Source organism: Roseibium sp. FZY0029, from assembly GCF_036350355.1.
Classification (GTDB): Bacteria; Pseudomonadota; Alphaproteobacteria; order Rhizobiales; family Stappiaceae; genus Roseibium.
The window spans coordinates 71,047-90,711 of record NZ_JAZDVZ010000009.1; the positions used below are offsets into that span (position 1 = coordinate 71,047).

General features: G+C 61.0%; 15 protein-coding genes. 7 read left to right on the plus strand and 8 right to left on the minus strand.

The window, feature by feature from the left end:
• The first annotated feature begins 10 nt into the window (after window positions 1-10).
• Window positions 11-712 carry a GntR family transcriptional regulator gene (locus tag V1T76_RS23150; protein WP_330563053.1) on the plus strand — a complete coding sequence of 234 codons (702 nt, stop codon included), beginning with the start codon at window positions 11-13 and terminating at the stop codon, window positions 710-712.
• A 49-nt stretch (window positions 713-761) separates the two neighbouring features.
• On the opposite strand, the gene V1T76_RS23155 is transcribed toward V1T76_RS23150, so the two are convergent.
• The 3 genes from V1T76_RS23155 to V1T76_RS23165 form a co-directional block, all read right to left on the minus strand.
• The gene (locus V1T76_RS23155) at window positions 762-2,309 is read right to left on the minus strand and encodes a permease (RefSeq protein WP_330563054.1); all 1,548 of its coding nucleotides are present in this window, start codon (window positions 2,307-2,309) and stop codon (window positions 762-764) included.
• Window positions 2,306-3,100, minus strand: a complete 795-nt coding sequence (locus V1T76_RS23160; protein ID WP_330563055.1) for an ABC transporter ATP-binding protein — start codon at window positions 3,098-3,100, stop codon at window positions 2,306-2,308. Before V1T76_RS23160 ends, V1T76_RS23155 begins: the two co-directional genes overlap by 4 nt.
• 169 nt (window positions 3,101-3,269) lie before the next feature.
• Window positions 3,270-7,541, minus strand: a complete 4,272-nt coding sequence (locus V1T76_RS23165; protein WP_330563056.1) for an Ig-like domain-containing protein — start codon at window positions 7,539-7,541, stop codon at window positions 3,270-3,272.
• Window positions 7,542-7,612: 71 nt separating this feature from the next.
• Between V1T76_RS23165 and V1T76_RS23170 the strand changes: the two genes are divergently transcribed.
• Window positions 7,613-8,548 carry a hypothetical protein gene (locus V1T76_RS23170; protein ID WP_330563057.1) on the plus strand — a complete coding sequence of 312 codons (936 nt, stop codon included), beginning with the start codon at window positions 7,613-7,615 and terminating at the stop codon, window positions 8,546-8,548.
• A gap of 401 nt (window positions 8,549-8,949) precedes the next feature.
• On the opposite strand, the gene V1T76_RS23175 is transcribed toward V1T76_RS23170, so the two are convergent.
• Both V1T76_RS23175 and V1T76_RS23180 read right to left on the minus strand, forming a co-directional pair.
• Window positions 8,950-10,170, minus strand: a complete 1,221-nt coding sequence (locus tag V1T76_RS23175; RefSeq protein WP_330563058.1) for an ATP-binding protein — start codon at window positions 10,168-10,170, stop codon at window positions 8,950-8,952.
• Between the two features lie 58 nt (window positions 10,171-10,228).
• A complete protein-coding gene (locus tag V1T76_RS23180; protein ID WP_330563059.1) occupies window positions 10,229-10,936 on the minus strand; it encodes a response regulator in 708 nt (235 codons plus the stop codon).
• A gap of 203 nt (window positions 10,937-11,139) precedes the next feature.
• Here V1T76_RS23180 and V1T76_RS23185 point away from each other — a divergent pair, with 203 nt between their 5' ends.
• The 5 genes from V1T76_RS23185 to V1T76_RS23205 all read left to right on the plus strand — a co-directional run bounded on the left by V1T76_RS23185 (window position 11,140) and on the right by V1T76_RS23205 (window position 15,398).
• Window positions 11,140-11,799: an SH3 domain-containing protein gene (locus tag V1T76_RS23185; RefSeq protein ID WP_330563060.1), complete on the plus strand. Its 660-nt coding sequence runs from the start codon at window positions 11,140-11,142 to the stop codon at window positions 11,797-11,799.
• 160 nt (window positions 11,800-11,959) lie between these two features.
• A complete protein-coding gene (locus V1T76_RS23190) occupies window positions 11,960-12,274 on the plus strand; it encodes a hypothetical protein (RefSeq protein ID WP_330563061.1) in 315 nt (104 codons plus the stop codon).
• Window positions 12,271-13,518: an HlyD family efflux transporter periplasmic adaptor subunit gene (locus tag V1T76_RS23195; RefSeq protein ID WP_330563062.1), complete on the plus strand. Its 1,248-nt coding sequence runs from the start codon at window positions 12,271-12,273 to the stop codon at window positions 13,516-13,518. Before V1T76_RS23190 ends, V1T76_RS23195 begins: the two co-directional genes overlap by 4 nt.
• An 86-nt stretch (window positions 13,519-13,604) precedes the next feature.
• Window positions 13,605-14,705: an FtsX-like permease family protein gene (locus V1T76_RS23200; RefSeq protein ID WP_330563063.1), complete on the plus strand. Its 1,101-nt coding sequence runs from the start codon at window positions 13,605-13,607 to the stop codon at window positions 14,703-14,705.
• A gap of 6 nt (window positions 14,706-14,711) precedes the next feature.
• A complete protein-coding gene (locus V1T76_RS23205) occupies window positions 14,712-15,398 on the plus strand; it encodes an ATP-binding cassette domain-containing protein (protein ID WP_330563064.1) in 687 nt (228 codons plus the stop codon).
• Window positions 15,399-16,379: 981 nt separating this feature from the next.
• On the opposite strand, the gene V1T76_RS23215 is transcribed toward V1T76_RS23205, so the two are convergent.
• The 3 genes from V1T76_RS23215 to V1T76_RS23225 all read right to left on the minus strand — a co-directional run bounded on the left by V1T76_RS23215 (window position 16,380) and on the right by V1T76_RS23225 (window position 19,656).
• On the minus strand, window positions 16,380-17,921 hold the full coding sequence (locus V1T76_RS23215; protein WP_330563065.1) for a tripartite tricarboxylate transporter permease: 1,542 nt from the start codon (window positions 17,919-17,921) through the stop codon (window positions 16,380-16,382).
• 12 nt (window positions 17,922-17,933) lie between these two features.
• On the minus strand, window positions 17,934-18,365 hold the full coding sequence (locus tag V1T76_RS23220; protein ID WP_330563066.1) for a tripartite tricarboxylate transporter TctB family protein: 432 nt from the start codon (window positions 18,363-18,365) through the stop codon (window positions 17,934-17,936).
• 301 nt (window positions 18,366-18,666) lie between these two features.
• Window positions 18,667-19,656 carry a Bug family tripartite tricarboxylate transporter substrate binding protein gene (locus V1T76_RS23225; protein WP_330563067.1) on the minus strand — a complete coding sequence of 330 codons (990 nt, stop codon included), beginning with the start codon at window positions 19,654-19,656 and terminating at the stop codon, window positions 18,667-18,669.
• Between the last annotated feature and the right edge of the window lie 9 nt (window positions 19,657-19,665).

The window sequence follows — 19,665 nt, forward strand, 5'->3', positions numbered from 1 at the left end:
GTAAGACGACTTGGCGCTGGCGGACACAAATTCCTGGACGGGGATACGCGAAGAACTTCTTCGCCGCATCCATGACCGGATCTGGCAGCCGGGAGAGCAGATTCCCCATGAGGCCGATCTTGCCGAAGAGTTTGGCTGTGCCCGCACCACCGTCAACCGGGCGCTGCGGGATCTGGCCGCAAGCGGCCTTGTGGTGCGCAAGCGACGGGCGGGAACGCGGGTCGCGCTCAACCCGCCCCAGCGTGCGACGCTCACCATCCCGATCATGCGCGAGGAGGTCGAAGCCCTCGGCCGCACCTACCGGCACAGCCTTTTGGAAAGGGACTTTCGCCCCCTGCCGCCAATGCTGCATGGCGCATTCCAGGTGTCGCTCGGCGCGGACGTCCTGTTCTTAAAGACGCTGCACTTTGCCGATGACCGCCCTTACGTCTTCGAGGAACGCTACATCAACCTGGAAGCGGCCCCCGCGGCCCGCGACATGACGTTTGAGGACGTCAGCGCCAACGAGTGGCTGGTTCACAACGCGCCCTACAGCCACGGCGACATTTCCTTCTTCGCCGTCAGTGCCGACAAGACCTTGTCCCGCAAACTCGATGCCACCACGGGCGCCGCCCTTTTTGCCATGGAACGCATCACCTGGTCCGGCGCCCTGCCGATTACCCACGTCCGCCTGATCTTCGCACCCGGCTACCGGATGCGGACCGAGATCTAAAGCGAAAAGGCACTCTTTCGTCCGTTTGGAAGAGGGAACCGTACGTGCCCTAGGCTGCTGCGCTGTGCTTCGGACGGATGCTCCAGGCGACCCCAAGCACGCACAGGAGCAGGACAACTGGCAGGAGTGCCAACGGGCTTCCTGCCGCGAGAAGTGCTGTGGCAGCGGCGCAAGCAATGGACGCCGAGGCCTCCGCGAGCGTCGAGGCCTTTGAGGCGACTTGCCGGCGCCGGAAATTGGTGCGTTTGGCCTGCGCGCGAAACCAGAGTTGAACCAGGATTGCACTTGCTGCCGCGGTCAGGGCGCCGACTGCGGTGACCAGGGCGCCCCATGCGGAAATGAGCGCCAGACACAAAACAATCGGCAGCAGTATCGCTGCGATGAGTGTCAGGACCGACAAGACCTTCGCCCACAGGCGGGTCGATGCTGAGATGGGGGCCGTTGCGATCAGATCGGGCGCGTCCTCACCGGATATGGTCAGCCAGGCAAGGCCACCGGCAAGCTGTCCGACGGCCATGACAACAACCGGGGCGACTGTCACGGAAATCTCAACGTTATGTCCAAAACTGACCCAGAGCATAACAGCCGGCGGGATGAGATAGAGGACTTGCATCAACGTCTGGGAAACCAGCCAGGGATCGCGCACGATCAGCTTGAGTTCCTTGTGAACGAGTGCCCCGAGCGGTGAATACCCGCGGAAGGCCCGTTCTGATGTGCGTCCGCGCGGGGTCTTTTCCGTGACACCGAGTGCCAGCACAACAATGCTGCGGAACTGGACCGCGCCGCGCCAAGCGCCGACTGCAAAAAACACCAGGGAAACCGCGAAGACCAGAAACGTTGCACTGGTCTGTCCGGCCACCGCGTGGGAGAGGAACCACCATGGCGAACCTGCATCCGGCGCGTGGTTTGCCAGGAAGGCTGGATCAAAGAGCGTGAACCGGGACATCGACCCGAAGGAAAGGATCGCAACCACCTGCATTCCGATCAGGAAGGTGGCGCCGACAACCGCAGCCAATATTTGCGCGTAGAAGCGCGTGCGCTGTGCGCCAACCGTGCGAAACAGCGCGAGTGTGATCAATACACCGGCGCCGGTTGCCGTCAGAGACGCCGCCAGGAGAACCACATATCCGGCAATCCAGCGCTCTCCGCCAAGCGCCACCGAAACGTTGAGGAATGGAGAAATGACCAGCGCCGACATTGCCCAGCTTGTCAAAGCCATCATCACGATGCGCACGAGAAACAAGTCACGGGAAGGTGCTGGAGAAGACAATATCAGGTCGAGGTCATCCCGGGCGTAGAACGCGCGCGTTACGGATTCCATTGCCTGAGACAGCATCATGGTGAAGCTGAGCAGGACCGTGACCGAAAGCACTGCCAGTGCGGTCTGATCGAGCTCCAGTCCCGAGGCGAAATGGGGGGAAAGCACGGCGTATGCGATCAGATGCATGATCGCATAGAACAGGCCCATGCCAATCAGCGCGCGGCGCAGGCTCGTGTTGCGCCAGCCAGAAAAGATCCAGGCCCAGTCGCGCCAGGCGAGCCGCAATTCATGCCGTGAAAAACGCATCAGGGCGGCCGGTGCCGCTATCGCTCTCATGCCACCTTCTCGTCAAGGCGGTCGGCCTCGCGCTCAAGTGCCTCGCCTTCGGCGCCGCCCACGATTTCGAGGAAAATATCCTCAAGCGAATTGCCACCGGCGCTCGCGCGTTCGCGCAGCTCCTCCAGCGTTCCTTCGGCAACGAGTTGTCCGCGTGCGATAATCCCGATCCGGTCGGCCATGCGCTCCGCGACTTCAAGGATGTGTGTCGTCATGATGATCGACACTCCCTGTGCAACAAGACCGGATAGCACCTTCTTCACCTGCCGTGCAGATCCCGCATCAAGTCCGGTGAGCGGCTCATCCAGGATGATCAAACGCGGTTCATGGATCAGGGCTCCGGCAAGCGCCACTTTCTGGCGCATTCCCTTCGAGAGCCCGCCACAGCGTTCATTGGCTTGGGGACCAAGCCCGAAGGAGTCGAGCAGCGTATCGGCTTTGAAGCGCGCGAGGTCCGGCGACATGCTCCAGAGGCCTGCCACGAATTCAAGATATTCCAGCGGCGTCAGCTTGTCATAGACCATGGGTTCGTCCGGCACCCAGGCCAGAACCTGCTTGGCGGCAATCGGGTCCGCAAAGGCGTCGATGCCGCAGATCCTGACAGTGCCCGCATCGGCCTGAAGCAATCCGGCCACCATCCGCAGCGTCGTTGTCTTGCCCGCACCGTTCGGGCCCAGCAAGGCATAGAATTCGCCTTCACGCACGCGCAGTGAAAGTCCGTTGACGGCAGGTTCGCTGAAGCGCTTGTGAAGATCGAGAATTTCGATGGCAGCGGTACTGGAAGAGGGCATCTGGCTCTCGTCTATTGGAGATTTCGGCCAGTTTACCGTGGGGACCTTTCGCTAGTGTAAAATCTGCGCATTGTCGTGCGTCGACGTATCGGCGGCGACCGGAAGCCGGATGCGCCGCCCGGGCCGCGGCCCGAGCGACGCTGATTTTGACTGACGAAATGACCTTCGCTCAGACGAAGATCACATCGTCATTGTGGAAGTCGGCCAGCACATGGCCTGTCACAACGATGCTGTTGTTCGCATCGATCGTGATAGTCGTGTCGGTGCCGTTGTCGGAGGTGGCAGCGATCAGGCTGTCGACGTCGGCAAAGACGGAGCTGTCGAATACGAGCACATCGTCGGATCCTGCACCGGCCGCAAAGCCGGTGATCGTGTCGTGGCCCGTTTCCGGAGAGCCGAAGAAAAAGGCGTCATGCCCGGCTGTTGCGACGAAGGTGTTGTTGCCGTTACCCGAGAAGTGGGACGCGACGCCGTCAAGCCCGGCCACGCCGTTTTCGAAATCCACCGGAGCGGCATTGAAGAAGTCGTCCAGGATGTCCGTTCCCGTGCCGTCGTTGGCGCCGAGATAATAGTGATAAGTGGTCGGCCACCATTCGCCTGCACCCCAGGCGGTCCAGCCGAGCCAGACATCCCCGTTGGCGTTCATGTGGTTCAGCAGATCCACATATTCATCGGCGTTGGCACCGTCCGCCGCCACGCCGAACTCTCCGAGGAACAGCTCGAACCCGTTCGCGCGCGCCCAGGCGGTCGCCCCTTGCAGCACCACCGCGCCCTTTCCGTCGACCGCGTCAGGGGACGTGCCGCTGCTGTCGCTGTCCAGATACTGATGCACCTCGAAGGCATAATTGCCGGCCGGATCGTGGAAGGCCTCGTAGATGGCTTCCTCGTTCTGGTAGCCTGGATCGTTGAAGCGGTGTGCGCCGGACCAGTCGACGGTCGGGATCAGCAGCTTGTTGGTCGCGCCCGTCGCCCGGATCGCGTCCGTCGCGGCCTGGGCGTATTCCATCCAGGTGGCGGCGGCTATGTCATGGGGTTCGTTCATGATGTCGAACCAGACATTCGGCTCGTCCTTGAACTCGTTGGCGAGTTTCGTCCATACGTCCATGAAAGCCGTCTTGAGGCCTTGCGAGCCGTTCGACATTTCCTGGTCGAAATAGGATCCGAAATTATGCATGTCGAGGATGATCAACTGCCCGTTGGCCTGCGCGTGGGCAACCGAATCCTTGATGAGCTGCAGATACCCCGCGTCCAGCGGACCGTTGGCGGTGTGCTGCACACGCTCCCAGGTGAAGGGCAGTCGGACAGTGTTGGCGCCGGCATTGGCCCAGTAATTGTAATGCTCGATGCCGTTGGTGCCGTAATCGGTCCAGAGCTGGCCGATATCGGCACTTCCGAACTCCATGCTGGAGAGGTTGACCCCGGTGTATTTCACCGCCGCCGGTTGGGGTGCGGTTCCGATGGTCACCGAGACGGTTGCGGTCGAGGTCTCGTTGCCGTCCGAAACGGTATAGCTGAAGCTCTTGGTCCCGCTTGCGGATGAGGATGGCTCATAGGTCAACGTGCCGTCGGTGTTGTAGATGACCAGCCCGTCCGCATCGGACACCCAGGTCTGCCAGCCGGGCTGCATGTCGACACCGTTGATCTGGGTGATGGTCAGCGCGTCGCCGTTGGGATCGGTGTCGTTGGCAAGGACGTCGATCGTGACGGAGCCGCCGGAAGACACTTGTGCCGTGTCGTCGGCCGGTGCCGGGGCCGTTGCCACCGGCGCGACCGTCGCCGTGACGGTTGCCGTTGCGGTCTCGTTGCCGTCGGACACCGTGTAGGTAAAGCTTTTGGTGCCGGTTGCGGAGGCGGAGGGCTGATAGGTCAGCGTGCCGTCGGTATTGTAGATGACGAGACCATCCGCGCCGGCCACCCATGTCTGCCATCCCGGCTGCATGTCGACGCCGTTGATCTGGGTGATGGTCAGCGTATCGCCGTTGGGGTCGGTGTCGTTCGCCAGAACATCGATGGTCACCGAGCCACCAGGGGCGACATTGGCGGTGTCGTCTGCGGGTGTCGGCGTCGTTGGAACGATGGTCGCGGTGACGGTTGCCGTCGCTGTCTCGTTTCCGTCGGACACCGTGTAGGTGAAGGTCTTGGTGCCCGTCGCAGAAGGCGACGGCTGATAGGTCAGCGTGCCGTCGGTGTTGTAGATCACCAGCCCGTCCGCTCCGGCCACCCATGTCTGCCATCCCGGCTGCATGTTGACACCGTTGATCTGGGTGATGGTCAGCGTGTCGCCGTTGGGGTCGGTGTCGTTGGCCAGGACGTCGATCGTCACCGAACCACCGGCGGCGACCTGGGCGGCATCGTTCGAAGGGGTGGGTGTCGTTGCGATCGGCGCGACCGTCGCAGTAACGGTTGCCGTTGCGGTCTCGTTGCCGTCGGACACCGTGTAGGTGAAGGTCTTGATCCCGCTTGCCGAGGCTGAGGGCTGGTAGGTCAGCGTGCCGTCGGTGTTGTAGATGGCGAGGCCATCCGCGCCGGCGACCCATGTCTGCCAGCCTGGCTGCATGTTGACGCCGTTGATCTGGGTGATGGTCAGCGTGTCGCCGTTCGGGTCGGTGTCGTTGGCAAGGACGTTGATCGTGACAGAGCCGCCAGGGGCGACCGCGGTTGTGTCATCGACGGGTGTCGGTGCCGTCGCGTCCGCCGACGTTCCGGCAACGCCGCCGTTGCCGCGGGCAATGTCCGTGTCGGTGAGTGTCACCGTGACGTTGTCTCCGGCGAAATAGATTTCCTCGACATTGATTGCAGCTGTGAATTGGGAGCCGTTGTTGGCGCTGAGCGACACGTACCAGCCATTGCCGGACCAGGTGTAGGCGCTGCTCGATCCGTCAACGACGACGGTGTCCCAACCGGTGCCGCCATCGATGCGGTTGCTGCCTGTGCCGCCGTTCAGCCGGTCGTCGCCGGTGTTGCCGTAAAGGTCGTCGTCGCCGGCGTTGCCGGAGAGGATATCGTTGCCCTGGCCGCCGTAGATGCGGTCGTCGCCGCCGTTGCCGTTCACCGTATCGTTGCCGTTGCCGGCAAACAGGCTGTCGCTGAAGGCGGAGCCCTGGAGGCTGTCGTCGCCGTCATTTGTGAGGACGACATAGCCGTCCATGTAACCGACACCGTTCGACCCCCAGCCTGAAATGTCGACCGAATTGGAGCTTACGACGTTCAGGATGCGGATGTTGGGATTGGAGAAATCGGTGCCGGAGGTTACCGCCTGCAGGAAGCCGACCACCGGCTTGGCGTAGATCGTGCCGTCGGCATAGCGGCCATAAAGGCCGAAGGAGCCTTCCGCGATGGAGGTGTTGCCGTCGTTGCTGCTGTTGCCGTCATAGGCATTATAGCCGTCGTTGGTTTCCTTGTAGTAGTTGTCGAGCACCATATGGGCCATGACGCCCTTGAGGTCGCCGTTGTCCCAGCTGTCGAGAACGCCGATGGCTTCGGCGAAGAAGTTGGCCTGATCGATTTCGCCGGCCGCACCGGCGCCGCGATAACCGGCATAGGATGGCACGCCGAATTCGGTGATCCAGAGCTCGGCGTCGCCGAAGCCGTGGTAGTCCTTCAGATACTGCACGCTGTAAAGCGCGCCCTGGAAGCTGTGGTAGTAGTCCCAGGAGGAGGCTGCGTCCGTCGGGTTGGGCACCCAGTCGGTCGGGCGACCGGACTGCGGCGTCGTCGCGTTGTAGTCGTAGATTGTGTAGGGGTGGATGGTGAAACCATCGATGTCCGCGCCGAGGTTTTTCAGCGTGGCGAACATCGTGTCCATATAGGCGTAGTCGTTATGGGCGATGCCTGCGCCGATGACCTTGATGTCCTGGGTGAGGCTGGTTTCCACATCCTTGACCGCTTCGTTCACCGCATACAAGTAGCGGGCGTAATATTCCGCGTTTTCGGTGCTGACGGCGTAGAACCGTGGGTTGTTCGGGTCTCCCTGGCCGCCATAATAGGTGCCGGTATATTGATAGCTGAGGTTGGGCTCGTTCCCCACTTCCCAGCCGGCGATGGTGTCGGCATAGGCGGGGAAGCTGCTGTGAACCGCTTCGACCAGGCTCGCGAAGCGGTCGGCCAGAGCCTCGATCGCCCATTGTGCGCTTGGCACGTCGCCGACGTTTGAGCCCGGCGGCAGCAGGTCCAGGGGCGTCTGGCCCGGTTCGAAAATCACCTTGACGTTGTTCTGCGCAGCTTTCTGAAGCACATCTGCAAAAATATCGAGCTGCCACTGGGGCGGCCCACTGGCGGTGACCATGGAAAGATCCACGGGAATACGCAGAATGCCCGACCCGCCCTGAACGGCAAGGTCGATCATGTCGTCGGTCGACAGCCCGGAATGAGCCGGCGCACCGGAGGTGTTCCAGCTGTTGTTAAGGACGTGCATGCCAAAGGTAAAATCGGCGACGCTCATATCGAATGTCCTTTCAATTTCCGCGAAAGTCGTGAAAAAATACAACTTTTTAAAACCTAGGTGAATACACGTTGGAATTAAAGCTTAAAGTTGAGCTGGCGGATGAGTTCGACGCTGAGAAAACATCCGCGCTCGCGTGCCGTGCGTTCGGGAAATCAGGCGCGGAATTGTCTTTCGAGCGGTTCAGATGGACTGTTGAAAACGGCTACGACAGGGTCATCGTCGCTTCGGCCTTTGCCGGTGGAGAAAAGATCGGCCAGGCCGCCGCAATTCTCAAACGCTTCGCCTGCAACGGCAAGGTTGAACGGGCGGCTGAACTGGTCGATCTCTTCGTTTCGCCGGACCACAGGGACTTTGCGACCGTCAGTGCGATCTACCGGAAACTGAAGGCGGCTCTGGGCGCCGAGCAGATCACGCGCATCTACACGTACCCGAATCCGGGCGCGCGGCTTCTCAACCGGCGCTTTTTCAGGCTGAACCAGTATGAGGTCCTGCCGATGCGCGTCGGGGTCTCCTCGGGCATCGCGTGGAGACCGGGAGCAGCGGCAATATCCGTCATGAGCGATCTCGATGAGATGGTGGCAGCGTATGACAGGATTGCGGGCGAGCGGTCGAAGGACGGTCTGCTGTGGAGCAAGGTGCAGTTCCGGCGGCGTATCAGCTCTCCCGTTCATCGCTATCTCATGGCAAGCGACGGCAGCTATGCGCTGCTGGCTTCACCGCGCAGGATCCGGGGTGTCAAGGTGCTGCTGATCACGGCAAGTCTCCAGCGGGAGACCCGATCACCTGGCTCCGGCCGAACCCGTGCCCTCGTGTCAAAACTCTGCGCGGCAACGGGCCATCATCTGTTTCTTTATGCCGGGTGGAACCGGCAGGCGGCGTTCCGCCCGGGCTTTGTGGTGCCGCGGTTCCTTCAAGGCAACGTCTTCGGCCTCCAGTCGAATTTCCTGGTGTCTCACAAGGACGAGGTGCCGAAGGTGGAACTGATCGACCTTGATTATGGGTGAGGGAACCCGGTGGGGCGGTCTTTTGGGTTGTTTGCTATTGTTGAGATGGCGGGGTAGGGGCCTGGTGCGGACTGGCGGGTTAGACCCAGCTGCTGGGAAAGCGGACAAGCTTGTTCCGCGCGAGTTCAGTCGGCTTCCGGCCCCGGAGCGGGCATTGGTCGTGGTTTCAAAAAATGGCGGCTTCGCGTCCCCATCTCGGTCGTAAAGGTCTTCATATGTGTATTGGGAAGCGGACGTAGGTTTCGGTCCGCGCTTGGACGGCTACCTCCAGCTAAACCCTTATCGTCACGTGTAAGCGACGAAACTTCTTGCTCGGTACCCTCCAAATTAAGACATGCATCCTCAAACGTTGTGGTTCGTCCACCCGGAAGACTGTGCGCGATGGACAAGCGACTGCCCGCTCAGGCCTTGATCCGTTGCGGAATGCGCAAACGGACTGTGAAGGCCCTTTCCGCTTGTACGAATTCGAGGTTTCCACCGTGGGTCCTTGCCACCTGATCGACGATGGCTAATCCGAGGCCTGTGCCTTCTCCACCGCGTGCAATATCGCCTCGTGCAAACGGGCGCATGAGGTCTGGTGCTTCTCCAGGTGAGATGCCTGGCCCCGAATCTCGTACCTCGATCAGCAGGTCTCCGCCATCAGTGCGTGCGCTTACGCTGACCGGGGATTTTCCGTATCGGAGTGCATTGGTCAGAAGGTTCTCGACAGCTCTGAGAAGAGCTGCATCCCGAACCCAAACCACATGATCGGTCGGCGCATCGAGTGCTACGGCGTCCGGCCGATCACTTGACTCGATTGCTTGCGCCAGAAGCGGTCGCAATGGAACTGCCCGCGTCTCTTCCACCTCAAATCCTCGGGCGAAGTCGAGGAATTGACGCAGCATGGTTTCAATCCGGATCACGTTGCGCTCCGCACCAGAAACGAGATCGGGATCGGCATTCTTCATCATAGCAAGTGACAGGCGCAGCCTGGTCAGGGGCGTCCGCAAATCGTGACTGACGCCAGCCAGCATCAGCGCGCGGTCAGCCTCTGCCGTTTGTAACCGATGCGACATATCTTTGAGCGCGCCGGAGACCGCAGCGATCTCGCGCGGACTCTGGATGGCGTTCTCGTAGATATAGGACGGGCTGGACATAAGTCCGACCGCGTCCTCCAGACGCTTCAGCGGTCGAGCGACCTTTCGTTGCAGTGTGATCCCGCCAGCGAGAGAAGCAAGCAATGCGACTGCGGATGCCAAGAGCACGCCAACCACTGGATCGGTCGCAGGCAATGTCCTGACTGAGAGCCAATAGGGTTGATCCTCTGTGACGAGGCGAACCCAAACCCGTCCCTCACGATCTATAAGGACATCGGGGTCCGCAATCCCGTGCTCCTCTGATAGTATCTGCAGGAAGTATGCCGTAAACCAACTGCGCAGTCCGCCTGCCTCATCAGGCGCAGCTTCGGAAAGAAGCGGGCCGGGCTCATCGTCCCCGCGCAGCGCCTCGGTGAAGAGGAGTTGCTGGTACGGATCCATCTGTCTGAGAGAAAGCTGGAGATTCCGGATCGTCTGTGCCGTGTCTGCTGCCGAACGTTCGATTTGGGGCCGGATTACGTATGCGGTGATCAGAAGCAGGGACACCAGAAGTGCGCCAAGGATAGTCGCGGCAAGGACCGCGATGTTCTGCTTCAGGAGGGAGTCAAACACCGTCGGACACCAGCACGTAGCCCACGCCCCAGACCGTCTTGATCAACTCGGGCGTACCGGCTCGGTCGCCGATCGCACGCCGTAGCCGCGCAATGTGAACATCCACCGCGCGGTCTGTGACCTCCGCATCGCGTCCAAGCGCGCGTTCGATCAATTGAGCCCGGCTCAGCGGGCGTCCGCGGCTCTGCAACAGGGCCTCCAGCAGTGCGAATTCGCGGCTGGAAAGCTTGAGTGACGTGCTGTCACGTTTCACCGTTCGGGTCGAGAGATTGATTTCGAGGGAACCGACCGTCACGGCGTCGTCCAACAAAACTGCCCGCATGCCCCGCGTGCGGCGGAGTACTGCTGACAAACGGGCCACGAGTTCGCGGGGTTCGAAAGGTTTGGGCAGGTAGTCGTCGGCGCCGGTTTCGAGGCCGACAATGCGGTCGATCGGATCCCCACGTGCCGTGAGCATCACGATCGGCGTTTGATCACCGGCAGCTCGAAGCCGTCTGCAGATGGCAAGCCCGTCTTCGCCTGGAATCATGAGATCGAGAACGATGACATCTGCGGGGTTCCGTAACAGCTCCCTGTCCAGCGCGGTACCGCTTTCCACAGCACGGGTCTCGAAGCCATGCTCTGAAAGGAACCGGCGCAGCAGCGCACGGAGTTCAGTGTCGTCGTCAACGACAATCACTCTGTCTGATTTGCTGTTCATGACAGCAATCGTGTCACGTATCGGAGAAGTAGCGCAAGATCGAGTTATGTCGAAACACGACAGATTGGTTCCTATGAAACACCTTGTCACATCTCGCTCGAAATACGTAACACCCTTGAAATTCAGCTCCTGCAAATCACTGCTCACGAGACGAAAAAATTGCATCGTCGGAGATGGAGCAGATTATGCTGAAGAAGATTTTTGTGATTTTGGCCCTGTTGGCGGGCGGGGTAACGACCGCAACAGCTGCCACCGTTGCTGTGTCGACGGCAAACGTCAATCTGCGCGCCGGACCGGCGACCAGCTATCCGGTGGTGACCGTATTGCCCCAGGGCTCACGTATCATCACCCATGGCTGCGTTGCTGATTATGCATGGTGCGATGTTGCATTCGGTCAGTACCGGGGCTGGGTGTCCGCCAGCTACATTCAGGTAGTCTACCAAGGCGGCCTCGTCGTCTTATCCGCCGCAGTCGCTCCCACCGTTGGTGTGAGCGTGGTGACCTATAACCGTGCCTACTGGAACACCCATTATGTGGCCCAGCCTTGGTACAGGTCCTGGGCGTCTTACTATCGTCCCTATGCCCCGGTCGCACCACGGGTTGAGACCTATAATCGTAGCGTGACCTGCGTTGACGGCACCTGTACGGGGACGCGTACCGCGACCGGAATTTATGGTGGAACGACGAGCCAGACCCGCAATTGCTCAGGTGGTGAATGCAGCGCGACGCGTGAGACCACCGGACGCTTCGGCAATTCCGCTTCCCGCGTCCGCAACTGCAGCGCCAATGACCGCAGCTGCACCGTGACGCGCACCGGACCGGCCGGTGGTACTGCGACCAGAACACGTATCTTCAGCCGCTGAGGCGTCAGGCGCCTCGATCAACGCGGCGCCTGTGGGACAGCCCGCCACCGGAGTTGGAACGCCGTGTTCAGAACGGCGGTCATGGCCCTCCCTCTGTCCGTCGGAGTGGGCGCGCCAGCTACTACAAACTGCAATCCATCTGCTGAGGAGAAATAGAGACATGAAACATAATGTATTGGCATGGCTGGTTTTTGTCGCTTCCGTCGCGTTGCCGCTGTCCGGCGTCCAGGCCCAGACGATGTCTGATGCCGACAGACAGAAACTGGCTGAAAACTATATCCAGGCAGATGCCGATGGCGACAAGGCTCTGACGCGCTCCGAGTTTCACAATCTTCTGTTGCTTAACGCTCAGGACAACATCGGCAAGGCTGGCAAGATCCTTAAGTTTGGCCGCCAGGACATGGCCTTCACCCGGATCGACGCCGATCGGAACGGCCTGGTGACGCAGCAAGAATTGCAAGCACAGGCGCGATGAATTCCGCTAGTCGGCCCCCGGAAGACGCGACCGTATCCATCACCTTGCCACTGCTCGACAATGGCAAGGACCAGTCTTCGTCGACAATCGCCCGAAGACGGAAGTCGAGTTGGCCACTGAAGGCCCTCATCGCTGTATCGCTTCTCCTGATCGGTGGTGTCATCGGTCTCTATTTTCAGAGGCCCGCCATACGCGCCGTTTTCGATTGGACGAAACTTGAGCCTGGTGCTGGTGCTCGGCAGCCGATCGCGCTTCCCGTTGACCGTGTGCCTTCCCCCGAGCGCGTCGCTGAGATGAAAACCACTGATATTGTTTCACTCGGACGTCTTCAGCCAGCTGGCGGGATCGTCTCTGTGGCGCTTCCGCAGGGTGCTGGCGACGCGCGCATCGACCGTATACTGGTCGATGATGGAGATGTCGTGGCCAAAGGAGATGTATTGGCCGTGCTAGACAGTCTCATGCTGTTTGAATCCGCTCTGACCAGCGCGGAAAGCACGCTTACAATCCGGCGTGCGGCACTTTACCAGGTAAAGGTTCAGGTCGCAGCGTCCGAAGCCGAGCTTCGTGCGCAGATCCGCGGAGCAGAGGCGTCGCTTACGAGGACCGAACGCGAGTTGGCTCGCGTGACCTCCCTGATGGGCACGGGTGTCTCGACCCAGGCGACCCTCGAGGTGGCGGAACAGGCCGCCGACACGGCCCGTGCCGATCTCGACCGACTGCGGGCGTCACTGACCCGTTATCAGCCCGGGCCGGACGAAGAGCAGGTAGACATCGCGGTGGCGACTGCGGATCTTGCTGCGGCAGAAGTCGCAGTCGAACAGGCGCGCCGCGACCTCGACAGGGCCCGGGTGTTGGCACCGCAGGATGGGGCGATCATCGAAGTGGCGGCCCGCGCCGGAGAGCGGCCTCCTGCCGACGGGCTTTTGCGGATGGGCGACACGGCCCAAATGGAGGCGGAACTCGAAGTATTCCAGACCATGGTCCCGAGGGTTGCGGTCGGTCAGGCTGTTTCGCTCGTCTCCGGCGTGCTTGGTGAGGAAAAGTTGACGGGAACGGTCTCGCGCATCGGCACGCTTGTCGGGCGGCAGAGCGTTACGGCGGACGATCCGGCCGCGAATACCGATGCGCGTGTTCTGCGGGTCACGGTGGCGCTCGACGAGGCCTCGAGTCTCCGTGCCGCATCTTACGTCAACCTCGAGGTCGTTGCCCGGATTGCCGTCACGTCGGACGCCCCTGAAGAGTGAGGCTGACAATGACGAGTGTACTCTCAAGCCTTCTTGGTCGGCTCCCCATCGGGTATCTTCAGCTCATACATCACCCGGGGCGGCTGATGGCTGCTTTGGCCGGTGTGACCTTTGCCAATGTGCTCGTCTTTGTTCAGCTCGGTCTGGCCGGATCGATGGCGGAATCAGTGGCAATTCCCTACCGGCTTTTCAAGCCGGATCTTCTGATCATGTCACCTGTCGAATCCGAGACATTGTCCGATGCGGCCACACTGCCGCGACAAAGATTATTCCAGGCGAGGGTGCACCCGGATGTGACGGGCGGTACGCCTGTTTATATGGGGCGCTCGACCTGGATCTCGGGTCATGAAGCCTCATCCTCAATCCAGTTCTTCGGTCTCGCGCCCGACGCCGGATCCTTCGTCCACAACGCACTGGTCGATCCCCTCATCAGCCTATCCCTGTCCGACACGGCGCTTGTCGACACGCTGACCCGCTTCGTCGACATGCGCAGCTTTTCCGAGGCAAGCCCGGAGGCGCCTGTTTCTTTCGAGATGCAAAACCGTCAGATCAGTGCGATCGGAACCGTGTCTATCGGTGGCGGGTTCGGCGGTGACGGCGTCTTCCTCGTATCGGATCAGACCTTCTTCCATCTGTTCCCACAGCGGAGTTCCGCCACGCCGAGCCATATTTTGCTGACGCTTGCTCCCGGCGCAGATCCCGGAAGGGTCGCTGCCGAGTTGATGCAGCTCTACCCGCCCGACACGGTTCGGATCCGCGCGGTCACGCAAGCGATGGAACACGAGATTCGTTACCAGATGACCGAGCGTCCGACCGGCCTGATCTTCGCCTTTGGCGTGGCCATTGGCGTCGTTGTCGGCATCGTGATCGCCTATCAGGTGCTGTCGGCCGACGTTGCCGATCACATCCGCGAATATGCGACCTTCAAGGCCATGGGCTTCCGTCAAGTCTTCTTCGTCGGGATCATCCTGGAAGAGGCGATCATCCTTGCGGCCATCGGCTTCTGGCCCGGTTTGGCGTTTTCTCACCTGTTTTATGAGGCGCTAGCTTATCTCACGAATATCCCGATCTTTATGACGCCGGCGCGTGCCGTCGCGGTCTTTTTCGGAACGATCATGGCCTGCACACTGTCCGGCCTTTTCGCCATGCGCAAACTCGCCGCCGCCCAGCCGGCTGACCTGTTCTGAGGCCTCATGACACATGCAGCCATTTCAGTCAGAGGTCTCGACCACTTCTTTGGCGAAGGCGAGGCCCGCAAGCAAGCCCTGTTTGATATCAACCTGGAGATCCGGCGCGGATCGCTGACGATCCTCATGGGGCCGTCGGGTTCAGGCAAGACCACGTTGCTGACCATCATGGGATGTCTGCGTGGGGCATACGCCGGCAGCATACGACTTCTGGACCAGGAGTTATTTGCAGCAGACGAGATCACTCGCACTGATATGCGCCGGCGCCTTGGCTTTATCTTCCAGGCTCACAACCTGCATGATAGCCTGACCGCCCGTCAAAATGTCATGATGGGCCTAAAGGTCCATGGCCGGGGCGATCCGAAGAGGCACGCCAATGCGGCAGATCACCTTCTGGGCATGCTGGGGTTGGGCGAACGAATGGACTATCTTCCTGGAAACCTGTCTGGAGGGCAGAAGCAGCGGGTGGCCATCGCGCGGGCTCTGGTGTCTAATCCCGACATCATCTTCGCCGACGAGCCAACCGCAGCACTCGACAAGGTGAGCGGAATGGCGGCCGTGAGCCTGTTCAAGGAACTCGGCCGTGCCCGCGTAACCACGACCGTCATGGTAACCCACGACTCCCGCATCCTCGATCTCGCGGATCACATCATCACGCTGGAGGACGGCAGGATCGTTGAAGATCGCCTATGATCCGGCAATTTGGAACTACTGTAGCGATGAAAGGGCCATAAAGCAGTTAAGATCTCCCTCGTTGGACAGTTTAGCCTGTCACCCAATATCGCTGCCGGAAAACTGTCTGGCAGCCTGACGCCAATCCCATGCAAGACGGTGTGATCCAGGCTAACGATCAGCGGAAATTTGATCGAGGGTGGCGGCTATCGATCGTAAACTAGGAGGACCCTGTCCCCATCGTCTTCAGATCTCCCACATTGCCGATCTTGATCGACTTATCTGCTGACGGCTCAGCCATAAAACCGGGGGCTATACGTTCTTCGTCCGGCCAGTGGTGGTCATAGGAGAACTGATATGGATATTTCAAAATATGATCCTGCCGCACCGGGTCGGCCCCCTTGGAACGCAGGCAAGCAAGTTGGTGCCACAAACCCCCTGAAGCAGCGTCAAATCTGGGCGGTGCGCTTTTTGATCTTGCCATCGACAGCAAGCTCCGCGGTTGCGATCTGGTAAAACTGAAGATCGGGACCCTCGTCACGAGCCACGATATTCGAACGCGCGCGACGGTCATTCAGCAGAAGACTGGACGGTCCGTGCAATTCGAAATTACGACCGAGGTATGGGCTGGTCTGCTTGCTCGCCGTACAATGGACGGCCGCTTAGTTGGCGTCGCAGAAATCTTGCGAACTTTCTCCAAATGAAGGCGCAAGCTGACATCCCTTACCACACCCGCTGCACGTTGTTCCGAACAAGTGCAGTGCAGCTGCGCGCTGATCCGCAAGCCTGCGGGTCAGGACGCGCGGGAGCGAGCACAAAACGGATCATTGATCCTAGGTTTTGAAATGGACGTACCTGCGGTGTGAACAGACGTCGGGGTCCGGGTAGGAGCTCCGGCTCTGGCCGTGCAACTTTGCGGAATGACCGTCGCGGAGGTTCAAACCAAAAACGCCCTCGTCCGGCGGGAGAGGGCGTTTTCGTTGTTTGCGATGCTGGCAACAATCAGTCGATGGTTGAGCCTTCCTCGTCCTTCTTCATGTGACGCATGCGGGCTTTCAGCACCTTGCCGAAGACGATCGGCAGGATGAATCCGATGGCCGCCAGGCTCCACAGCGCGATGGAGAGCGGGCTGTCGATCAGGGTGAACCAGTCGCCGTTGCTGATGCTGATGGCGCGGCGCAGGTTGTTTTCCATGGCGTTACCGAGCAGCGTGCCGAGGATGATGGGGACCAGCGGCACGTCGAGCTTGCGCAGCACCCAGCCGAGCACGCCGAATCCGACCATGACCATGAGGTCGAAGGAGGAGCCGGAGATGCCGTAGATGCCGACGAAGCTGACCATGGCGACGATGGGCATCAGGATGCGCGGCGGGATCAGGAGCACGCGGGTGAACAGGCCGATCATCGGAATGTTCATCGCCAGCAGCATGAAGTTGGCGATGAAGAGCGCCGCGATCAGGCCCCAGACCACATCCGGTTGCTGGGTGAACAGCAGCGGGCCCGGGGTGATGTTGAGCGCCAGCAGGACCGCCAGCAAGACGGCGGTGGTGCCGGAGCCGGGAACACCGAGCGCAAGCATCGGCACCAATGCGCCGCCGGCGGCGGCGTTGTTGCCGGCTTCCGGCGCTGCGACACCGCGCGGGTCGCCCTTGCCGAAGGTGCCTTCCTTGTCGACGAGTTTCTTCTCGAAGGTATAGGAGATGAACGAGCCGAGCGATGCGCCGGCACCGGGCAGAACGCCGGCAATGAAGCCGAGCAGACTGGTGCGCAGCATGGTGGGGGTGCAGGACTTCAGGAGCGCGAAGCTGGGCATCAGCCGGCCGACGGAAATCTTGCTGGAGTTGGCTTCGGCGTTGCCGTGGCGGTGTTCCAGGAACAGGAAGACCTCGGACAGCGCAAACAGGCCGACGATGGCAACCAGAAAGTCGATGCCGTCGTAAAGGTGCACTTCGCCGAAGGTGAAGCGCGGAACGCCGGTCTGGGTGTCGACACCGACGGTGGCCAGACCAATGCCGAGCGCGGCGGCGAAGGCGGTCTTGGCCTGGTTGGTCGAGGCAACGCCGCCAAGGGTCGCGAAGGCGAGCGTGAACAGGGCGAAATATTCCGCCGGACCGAACAGCAGCGCGATCTTGACGAGCTGCGGTGCCAGCAGGATCAGGCCCCAGGTGGCGATGAACGCACCGACGAAGGAGGCGACGCCCGACAGGGACAGGGCTTCGCCTGCGCGGCCCTGCTGGGCCATCGGATAGCCGTCGAGACAGGTCATCATCGCCGGTTCGTCACCGGGAATGTTCAGAAGGATCGACGAGATACGCCCGCCGTACATGGCACCGTAATAGACCGAGGTCAGCAGGATCAGCGAGGGCGTCGCGCCAAGGCCGAGCGTGAAGGCCAGCGGGATCAGGATGGCGACGCCATTCGACGGGCCCAGGCCCGGCAGCGCGCCCATGATGGTGCCGAGAAAACAGCCGAGCAGGGCCAGCAGCAGGTTCTGCCAGGTCAGCGCGATGACGAAGCCGTCGGCCAGTGAAGAGAGAGTTTCCATGGCGATGCTCCGTTAAAAACCGAACGGGCCCTTGGCCAGAGACAGGCCAAGAACGAGATGGAAGACGGCGTAGATGCCGACCGACGTCAGGCAGCCGGTGACAATCGAGCCGATGGGCGAGGAGCCGAGGCGCCAGGTGAGGTAGGCTGCGGCGACGGCGGTTGCCAGGATGAAACCGGCCTCCGGCAGCAGGAGCGCGTAGAGGATCATCGCCAGGACAGCCATGGCGACTTCGAGAAGGCGCGGCAGCGACGGCCATTCCGGCGCAGTGTCCGGCTTCAGGAAAATTGCAACGGAGGCAAGGCCCAGAACCGCCGCGATGATGAGGGGAAAGGCCTTCGGGCCGACGGCGTCGGACAGAAAGCTTTCTTCGATGACAAGAGCGGCCCAGGCATATCCCAGCGCGAGAAAAAGCCCGACCGCGCCAAAGATACGGTCGCTCATGGGTACCTTCCTTCAGGCGGTCCTCGCCGGTACCGGCGGTCGCCTGAAACGGGGTGTATCGGTCACGGCACTGCAGTGCCGCCCGGTTTTCTGACGCGCCACACCACCTCCCTCATGCTGACGACGGCCTGAAGCTTGTCTCGAAGCATGGTCGGCGGATGCAGAATTCAAGACCCATCCTTCGAGGCTACGCGTTGCGCCGCACCTCGGGATGAGGGTGTGAATGTGGATCGGTCAGTCGGAAATTGTAAAAGAGAGGGGGGCACATGGACTGCGCCCCCCAGTCGGAAAAGCGGCATTCTTATTTGATGATGCCGATTTCTTTCGAGATGTCCTGGATCTGCTGAACCGAGTTGGCAACGAATTCCTGGAACGCCTCACCCTGCAGGTCGAGCGGAGCCAGACCGTTTGCAGCCATGATGCCTTTCCACTCTTCGCTTGCGTAGAGTTCGGAGATTTTGGACACCCACGCGTTATAGGCGTCGTCGGACATGTTGCCCGGTGCATAGAACCCGCGCCAGTTGGCGCCGATCGCGTCGACACCCTGTTCCTTTGCGGTCGGGAAGTCGGCAAATTCACCGGACAGACGCTCGGGCGCCAGAACGGCGATCACCTTGATGTCACCACTGTCGACAAAGCCCTTGGCTTCGGAAATGTCGCCGGTGAAGGCCTGAACGGAACCGGCCAGAAGCTGGGTCACGGCTTCACCGCCACCGTCGAAGGCGATGTATTTCACGGTGCGGACGTCTTCGATGCCGTAAGCGTTGGCCGCGATCAGAACCTTCAGATGGTCCCAGCCGCCAACGGCGGAGCCGCCGGCAACGGAAATGGATGCCGGATCGGATTTCATCTGGTCGAGAAGTTCCGGCAGCGTATTGATCGGGCTGTCGGCGGCAACAGCGATGACGCCGTAGTCAGCGCCAACGGATGCCAACCAGCGGACCTGGTCCATGGTGTTGCCCGGGTAAGCGCCCTGGGCAAGACGGGTCGCGGTGGCCGAGGACGCTGCCACGATCAGGTCGTTGTCGTCGCCGCGCTTGTTGACCACTTCAGCGTAGGCCACGCCGCCGCCACCACCGGCCAGGTTCACTACCTGCATGGTCTTGTCGAGAAGCTTCAGGTCCTGAAGGGACTTGCCGACCTGGCGGCAGGTGAAATCCCAGCCACCGCCCGGGTTGGCCGGTGCAATGCATTCCGGGTTTTCCGGAGAGAAATCGGCAGCGGTTGCGCCGAACGCGGACGCGCCAAGGAATGCGGCCGCCATCAGAAGGCGGGTCGTTTTGAATGCCATGTTGTGTTT